Source organism: Phenylobacterium sp. (assembly GCF_004799395.1).
Taxonomy (GTDB): Bacteria; Pseudomonadota; Alphaproteobacteria; order Caulobacterales; family Caulobacteraceae; genus Phenylobacterium.
In genome coordinates this window covers 1-7,476 of the sequence record NZ_SSMZ01000259.1, presented here as the reverse complement: position 1 = coordinate 7,476, position 7,476 = coordinate 1, and the positions used below count along the sequence as shown (strand labels likewise).

Genomic DNA, 7,476 nt, shown 5'->3' with positions numbered 1-7,476 from the left:
CGCCGACGCCGCCCAGATGGACCGCGCGCACATGGGGAAGATCGAGCGCGGCGAGCGGAACGTCACCCTCCTGAACCTCCTGAAGATCGCGGCGGCCCTCAAGTGTCGCGCGTCGGAGATCATGGCGGCGGCGGCGCTGTGACGCCGAACCGGGGGGCGCGGGGGGCACGGGGGGAGGCCGCGGGTTCCTGATCGGTCATGTCGCCTGACAGATGTGTGACAGAAATGCATCCGCGCCGACGCCGGATGGGCCAGGCGCGGAACGCACTCGAACGGCCACAAAGTACGTGGCGAGTGGGCGATCCTATTCAAAAACCAGGGGAAAGTGAGTGCTGGCCGTGCGGCCTGGTAGATGTTCAAACTGCGGCCGGGTGATATTTTGAAATCGCCAGGCGGTTTTTCGTGTCCACCTGGCGCATCTATCGTTGACGCCAAGGCTTAACAATGAGACAACGACGGTCGTCGAGCTGAAGTGGCTAGGAACCCTGGCGCGACGAGCTGCAACCCAAACCCCGCCCGAGGCGGTGAAGGAGGAGAGAGTGTCTTGGCTAAACACCGCCAGAATATCGGCAGGGGTGGAAACACCCCCCAATCGACATCTCAAAGCGGCAGACGCCGCGTGGCTGGAAGTGGCTAGGAACCATCAGCACACGCGACTCTGCAAACCAAACCCCACGCCGATCAGCGAAGGATCAATGCAATGAACACTCTAGTACCACCGCCGGTGGCCACTGTCACCAACAGCCTCGATGACCTTTTGGAACAGGGCGACCATTCCGGCCGCCCCTTCAACATTCTCATCGGTAGCAACATGGGCAACCGCACGCTGATCTTGAGCGTGCCCATGTCCGAGTTCCACAGCATGTCCGAGGTCGCAAACCGGGCTAATCTTGAGGCCAACCCCGGCTATCAGGATGAACCCATCGCGCAGCGTCGGCTCGATGAAAGCCACTCCAAGAAGCTGGCGCTCTTCATCCTCAAGGGCCTGGTCAGTGCGGCGCGACGGAAACGCGAGAAGGCCGGTGGCTCCGCGCCCCCAGCGCTTCTTGCGATCCAGCGTGACATCGGTTCGCAGCCTTATATCGCCATGCAGCCGATTACGGCGAACATCCGGAACTGTCAGTTCGGCGGCGAAGGACTTCGCTATGAACGCAACGATGGCGGCATGATCACCGTGTACCTGGCCGACAAGCATGTCCTCTGGGTGATTGACGGCCAGCATCGCCGCCACGCAATGGAATTGGTGTTCGACTTCCTCAAGGCGGTCATCAACACGGGTAAGTACCCTCGAAAGCCCGCCCTCTATCTGCCTACTGATGACGAGCGGCGTGAACCCACATCTGAGGAACTAGCGGTTTGGGCAGCGGCGTTCGAGGCGGCGCGGTCCGACTGCACCATCGTTGTGGAGACGCACCTCGGCCTGGACTATGAGCAAGAACGTCAGTTGTTCCACGACTTGAACAACCTGACGAAGTCCGTGGAAAGCAGCCTGGTCTTCCAGTTCGACAATTCTAACCCGGTAAACCTGTTTATCAAATCTGAGCTGATCGATGATTGTGTGCTGAAGGCCCGGATCGTTGACAGCGACAATCCGCACGACTGGCACAAAGACGAAGGTGTAATCTCACGGAAGGACTTGATCGCCGTAAACGCGCTCCTGTTCCTGAACAAGACGACCATCAGCGGGGCCGCGCCAAGCGATATTCATTCCAAGGAGCAATATGCCTGCCGGTTCTGGGGGGCTGTTGGGTCCATTCCTCATTGGGGTGAGCCTGGTGCCAAGAAGAACACTGTTGCCGCACAGCCCGTGGTTTTGAAGGCTCTGGCTAAACTGGCCTACGACTTCGGTTACGGCCGCGAGGCCGATCCGCCTAGCCTGGAGCGGCTGCTCTCCGCCATAGAGAATGGGAAGATCGACTTCTCCCACAACAATCCCATGTGGCGCTTCTTCGACCTCTCCGAAGAAGACAAGGAAGCCTTGTGCCCTGGCCTTAGCGACGCGGTCACGCCGCAAGAACTTGGTGGGAACCTCGATCTTGGCAGCTTCGATGAAATGAATGGGGTTATGCGGTTTGGGGCCAAGCACAACGACATCCAACGGCACCTCGGCGACATGATCCGTTGGACCGTCGGTCTTCCGAAACGGAAGGCGCTCATCAAGCTGCAAGAAGATCTTGCACAGGCCAAGGCGACGGGGGGCGCGCTGCCGGTTGCCGAATAGTGCTCACGCGGCCTTCTCAGCTTCGGCGGGAGGGCCGCGTTAGTATGTCCGAGCGACACCGGCCAGACGTTTCGTTCGGGCCGCACGGTGCAACGGTGAACTGCAAAACGGAAAAATCGGCCGCGACGAAAGACAATAAAATCAGCGCCATAGGGTGACTTTTGCGAAGTCCCACCCTCTCCGCCACGGACGTCGCTAGGCGAACGGCAGCTTGAACCCCGGGCCGTAGATCCAGCCCTCGGCGATGTAGAAGCCGGTTTTCGTGTCCGGCGCGCCGACCGGGCCCCAGATCCAGCCGTTCGCGACCCAGTGGCGGGTGTCCATGTCCGCGGCGCCGTCCGGGCCCCAGATCCAGTTGTCGTCGATCCAGAACTTGCCGTTCTGTTCCTCCTGGCTGCTGTAGATCCAGCCATCCTGGATCCAGGCGACCGGGACGATCTTTGCGCTACGCGTCACCCGATTCTCGCCCACACACTCACTCGGCCGTTTCGGTCAGGATAGCCGTCGGCCCCAGCTCGGAACAGCGCCGAGGATGACGACGGCGTCGGGGACGCCGTAAAGTCCTTACCGATCCGGGGGAAGTTGGCGATGGGCAAGGAGCGGCTGGCGGCGTTCACCGATGGGGTGGTGGCGATCATCATCACCATCATGGTGTTGGAGTTGAAGCTTCCCCAAGGGAGCGCCCTGGCGGACCTCATGCCGATCCTGCCGCGGTTGCTCATCTATCTGCTCAGCTTCGTCTACGTCGGGATCTTCTGGAACAATCACCATCACATGCTGCACCTGGCGCGGTCGGTGAATGGCGCGATCCTGTGGGCCAACTTGCATCTTTTGTTCTGGCTGTCGCTGACCCCGGTGGCGACCGGCTGGCTCGGCGAGACCCACCTGGCGCCCTTGCCCGTCGCGCTCTACGGCGGACTGATGATGATGACCGCCGTCGCCTACACCATCCTCAGCGCAGCCCTGGTGCGGCACGAGGGGCCGGACTCCCCCCTGGCCCACGCCATGGGCCGCGACGTCAAAGGCAAGGTCTCGTTGGCGATCTACGCAGCGGGTGTGGCGCTGGCTTTCGTGCAGCCGATGATTTCGATCGGCTGCTATGTGATGGTGTCGCTGATCTGGTTCATACCCGACCGGCGGGTCGAGCGGGTTCTGGGCGCATCCTGACGCAGGTTCGTCGCCCGCCACATCTCAGTCAAATTCTGATGGTTTCAGGACACACAAGAAGGCGCCGCGCCTAACAAAGTCGCGTCGCGCCAGTTTTCCTCGGCATTGGAATGTGTATCCAGCGATGAAAGTTCCGAGCGTATTTCAAGCTAAGCTTCATCGCTTTTTCGAAATCCCCGAATCGGCCCCGAGAAGCTTGAGCATATTGGCGGGGTCGCTCGTCGCCGCCGCCCTTTCACTGGGAATCGCCGAAGCGGCGGTCCATGCCGGGACCCGCGCCCCGGACGCGCGTCCACTCTTCGCCAGCCTGACCTCCGGTCCTGCCCCGTCGAACCTCACCGTGAAGACGCGCCTCGTCTGGGAAGGCGCCGATCTGGACGGCGACGGTCAGGCCGATATCGCCAATCCCACCGGCCACGCGCCCCGCGGCGAGGATGCCTATGGCGAGGGCCGCTTCCACGCGTCGCGCGACGGCGGAGAGCGCGAGCACGAGGGCGTCGACTACATCGCCACCCCCGGCCAGGCCGTCTCGGCGCCGATCAGCGGCTATGTCTCCAAGATCGGTTTCGCCTATCCCGACGACCAGACGCTGAAGTTCGTCGAGATCGAAAACCCGGCCCTGCACCTGACGGCGCGCGCCTTCTACGTCGATCCCGATGTGGCGGTGGGCGACACCGTAGCGGTGGGCCAGCCGATCGGCCACGCCCACAGCCTTCAGGCCCGCTATCCCCTGGGCATTACCGACCACGTCCACCTGGAAATCGCCGCAAATGGCCGCAAGCTCGACGCCGCGACCCTGATCACCGCCCGCGCCGAGACCGAGCGCGTCGCCGCCGACTGATCGGCGAGCGCGGCGCGAGATCTCAGGGCTTGGCGGCCGTCGCCGTCTCCTTCGCCGGCCCTTCATAGCGCAGCGGGATGTTGACGGCGCCACCGACCGTCGGCAGGCCCTCGATCGTCCAGGTGGTGATCCGGAAGTCCGGGGCGAGGCTCAGCGCGGCCTGACCGACGCCCTGTCCTGTCGGCTCCTCACGCGACACCGAGCAATTCGACACGGAGCCGCCGGGCTGCACTGTGCAGGCCATCATGACGCGCACCGTGCCGTTCACCCCGGCCTTGGTGACCGCCGCAAAGGCCGCCACCGTCTGTTCGGCGGTGGGGAGCGCCGCCCACTGAGGCTTGCCGATCGCGGGTTTGTCGTCGGTTAGGACGGACGGATCGAAGGTGAACGGCACGAGGACATTGGCCGCCGAGAGCGACTTGCCCGATAGGGTCGGCGGCGCCTGAAACTTGCGGGCAAGGCTATGGGCGGCAGACCCGAAGCCCTCGCCCTTGGGTTCCTCGCCGACGGTCGTGCAACCGGTCAGCGCGCCAGAGCTTGTGAAGCTGCAGTTGATCGTCACGTGGCCGGCCACGCGGGCGGCCCGGGCTTTCTTGGGATAGGCCTCGGCCATATCGGCGTAGCTGGGCGCCTGGAGCCAGGCCATGGCGGCCGGCGCGGTGAGGCGGCCCGCGTCGCCAGGGCCGCCGGCGCCGGGTTGCATGGCGAAGGCGATAGGGATGTTGACCGGCGTGACCGTCGGCTCACCGTTCAGCGAGCCCGGCTTCATTAGGAATTGCGGGGTCAGTGCAACGGCCGCGGCCCCGAAATTCTCGCCCGCCGGGGTCTCGGACATGACCACACAATCGAAGACCGCGCCCTGCAGGCTGACCAGGCAGTTGATCGTCGCGTGGCCGCTGAGGCGCTTGGCCCAAGCGCTCTTTGGCCAGACGGCCAGGAGGTCGCGCTCGGTGGGTTTGTGCACCCAGGCTGGCGGCGTGTCATAGCGGAACGCGCCATCGCTCAGCGTCGTCAGACCGTTCGGCGCCTCGGTCGCCACCAGCTCCGGTTTCATCTGATAGAACGGCGCGAGCGCCGCCAGAGCCTGGCCATAACCGGAGCCTGCGGGCGACTCGGTCAGGGTGGCGCAGCCAGATAGCGCCCCGGCCGGGTCCACATGGCAGCGCACCACAGCCCGCGCCCCCAGTTTCACATTGGCCGCGGCCCGCATCTGGCCAACCTGTGCCGGCGTCGGCGTCTTGGCCCAGTAGGAGTTCGGCGGGGTGGGCGTCTGGGCGAAGACGGGCAGGGCCGCGCTCAGCAGGGCCGCGCTCAGCAGAGCCGCGGTCGGGCCCGCGACAGATCTAGGCCTCAACATCGTCTGAGACTCCGCTCATGGGGCATCTTGCACGCAGGCAGCCCGCGCGAAACCCCGGCGCACCACACGCCTGGCTTGTCACGCTGTTCGGAACATCGTTCAGTCATCGCCGGGGCAAGTTCGGGGGGACAGCGTGGCGGCGATTGACCTGAAGGCGGCGCCCAGGCCCCTCACATTCGGCAACGGCGTCGTGGCGCTGTTGGCGCTGGCCATCTTCATCAACTACGTCGACCGCGGAAACCTGGCGACCGCCGCCCCGCTGATGAAGGACGAGCTTCACCTCAGCGCCAGCAAGATCGGCCTGCTGCTCTCGGTGTTCTTCTGGACCTACGTGCCAGGCCAGATCCTGGCCGGCTGGCTGGTGGAGAAGATCAACGCCTACCGCACCTACGCGCTGGGCCTGGCGTTGTGGTCGATCGCCACTGCGCTGACCGGCATGGCCAGCGGGTTTTCGATGCTGATCGCGCTGCGCCTGCTGCTGGGCGTCGGTGAGAGCGTGGCCTTCCCCTGCTCCTCGCAACTGATCGCCCAGCACCTGCCGCAGCACCGCCTGGGCGTGGCCAATGGCCTGACCGCGATGGGCCTGTCGCTGGGACCGGCGTTCGGCACCTTTGCGGGCGGCCTGTTCATGGCCCACTACGGCTGGCGGCGCCTGTTCCTGTTCTTCGGCCTGGCTTCGCTGCTGTGGCTCTGGCCGTGGCTGGCCACGACGCGCCATCTGTCGAAGGCCCACGACGACGCCCCCTTGGTCGACCGCGCCCCGCCGTTCCGCGAGATCCTTGGGAAACGCGAGGCCTGGGGTGCCGGCGTCGGCCATTTCTGCAACAACTACGCCTTCTATTTCGTCATCTCCTGGCTGCCGCTCTACCTGGTGAAAACCCGCGGCTTCACGGTTCCGCAGATGGCGGAGGTCGGCGGGTTGATCTACCTGGCCTATGCGGCGAGCTCGATGGTCACGGGCTGGCTGTCGGACCGCTGGCTGGCGGCGGGCGGATCGATGACCCTGGTGCGCAAAACGATCATCGTCAGCGGGCATGCGATCATCGCGCTCGCGATGCTGGGCTGCATGCTGGGCTCGGCGCCGGTGGCCACCGCCAGCCTGTTCGTGGCCGGCGTCGCCTTCGGCTTCAACGCGCCGGCGCTCTACGCCATCGGCCAGACGCTGGGCGGTAAGGTGGGCGGCGGCAAATGGGTCGCCTTCCAGAACTGCATCGGCAATATGGCCGGCATTGTCGCCCCGATCATCACCGGCTTCGTGGTCGACCGGACCGGCGAGTTCACCTGGGCCTTCGCGGCGGCCGGCGGCGTGGCCTTCCTGGGCGTAATCTGCTGGGGACTGATCGTGCGCAGGATCGCCCCGCTGACCTGGGCGACAGCGCCCGTGGCGGCCTGAAGCCCCTGTTGCGAAAGCGTCGCCTTGGCGACACAAAGGGTCGGCTCGAGTGCAACCTTCGCCGTGGCGGAGGGTTTAGGTCCGAGCGTGTCCGCGACCCCTTAGGAGACATCCCGTGCGCAACAAGCTTCTCGCGACCCTGGTGTGCTCGGCGCTCGCCGTCACCGCCGCCATCCCGACCGCCGCCATGGCCGAGCGTCACAAGGTGCAAGTCTGCCGCGACGTGAGCAGCCGCGGCGCGCGCAACACCGGCACGGTGCTGGGCGCCGTCGGCGGCGGCTTGATCGGCAACTCGGTGTCCAAGGGCGGCGGCGGCGCGCTCGTCGGCGCGGGGCTCGGCGCGGTTGCCGGCCACCAGATCGCCAAGCACAACGACACCCACCGCAAGTGCCATTGGGAATGGCGCGACTAGACCCTAGCGCCTGACGCAGAGCCAACGCGCGCGGTGGTTGTTCAGCGGATTGTCGACCCAGCCGGTGACCCGCGGGTTGACTAGG

8 protein-coding genes are annotated in these 7,476 nt (G+C 65.1%); 6 read left to right on the top strand and 2 right to left on the bottom strand.

Annotated features, from left to right (window positions below; genetic code table 11):
- Nucleotides 1-142, top strand: a 142-nt coding sequence (locus tag E8A12_RS16440; protein ID WP_293370759.1) for a helix-turn-helix transcriptional regulator, incomplete at its 5' end; no start/stop codon positions are given.
- A 558-nt stretch (nucleotides 143-700) separates the two neighbouring features.
- On the top strand, nucleotides 701-2,221 hold the full coding sequence (locus tag E8A12_RS16435) for a DNA sulfur modification protein DndB (RefSeq protein ID WP_293370758.1): 1,521 nt from the start codon (nucleotides 701-703) through the stop codon (nucleotides 2,219-2,221).
- Between the two features lie 195 nt (nucleotides 2,222-2,416).
- On the opposite strand, the gene E8A12_RS16430 is transcribed toward E8A12_RS16435, so the two are convergent.
- On the bottom strand, nucleotides 2,417-2,677 hold the full coding sequence (locus E8A12_RS16430) for a hypothetical protein (RefSeq protein ID WP_293370756.1): 261 nt from the start codon (nucleotides 2,675-2,677) through the stop codon (nucleotides 2,417-2,419).
- Nucleotides 2,678-2,809: 132 nt separating this feature from the next.
- Between E8A12_RS16430 and E8A12_RS16425 the strand changes: the two genes are divergently transcribed.
- Entirely contained in the window at nucleotides 2,810-3,388 is a 579-nt protein-coding gene (locus E8A12_RS16425) for a TMEM175 family protein (protein WP_293370754.1), read from the top strand.
- 205 nt (nucleotides 3,389-3,593) lie between these two features.
- Complete coding sequence (locus E8A12_RS16420; protein WP_293370752.1) at nucleotides 3,594-4,229, top strand: M23 family metallopeptidase; 636 nt, start codon at nucleotides 3,594-3,596, stop codon at nucleotides 4,227-4,229.
- Nucleotides 4,230-4,251: 22 nt separating this feature from the next.
- Here E8A12_RS16420 and E8A12_RS16415 read toward each other — a convergent pair whose 3' ends face one another.
- Nucleotides 4,252-5,586, bottom strand: a complete 1,335-nt coding sequence (locus E8A12_RS16415) for a TonB family protein (protein ID WP_293370750.1) — start codon at nucleotides 5,584-5,586, stop codon at nucleotides 4,252-4,254.
- Between the two features lie 133 nt (nucleotides 5,587-5,719).
- Between E8A12_RS16415 and E8A12_RS16410 the strand changes: the two genes are divergently transcribed.
- Both E8A12_RS16410 and E8A12_RS16405 read left to right on the top strand, forming a co-directional pair.
- Nucleotides 5,720-6,979: an MFS transporter gene (locus tag E8A12_RS16410; protein WP_293370747.1), complete on the top strand. Its 1,260-nt coding sequence runs from the start codon at nucleotides 5,720-5,722 to the stop codon at nucleotides 6,977-6,979.
- A 115-nt stretch (nucleotides 6,980-7,094) separates the two neighbouring features.
- Nucleotides 7,095-7,391: a glycine zipper domain-containing protein gene (locus E8A12_RS16405; protein WP_293370745.1), complete on the top strand. Its 297-nt coding sequence runs from the start codon at nucleotides 7,095-7,097 to the stop codon at nucleotides 7,389-7,391.
- Nucleotides 7,392-7,476 lie beyond the last annotated feature (85 nt).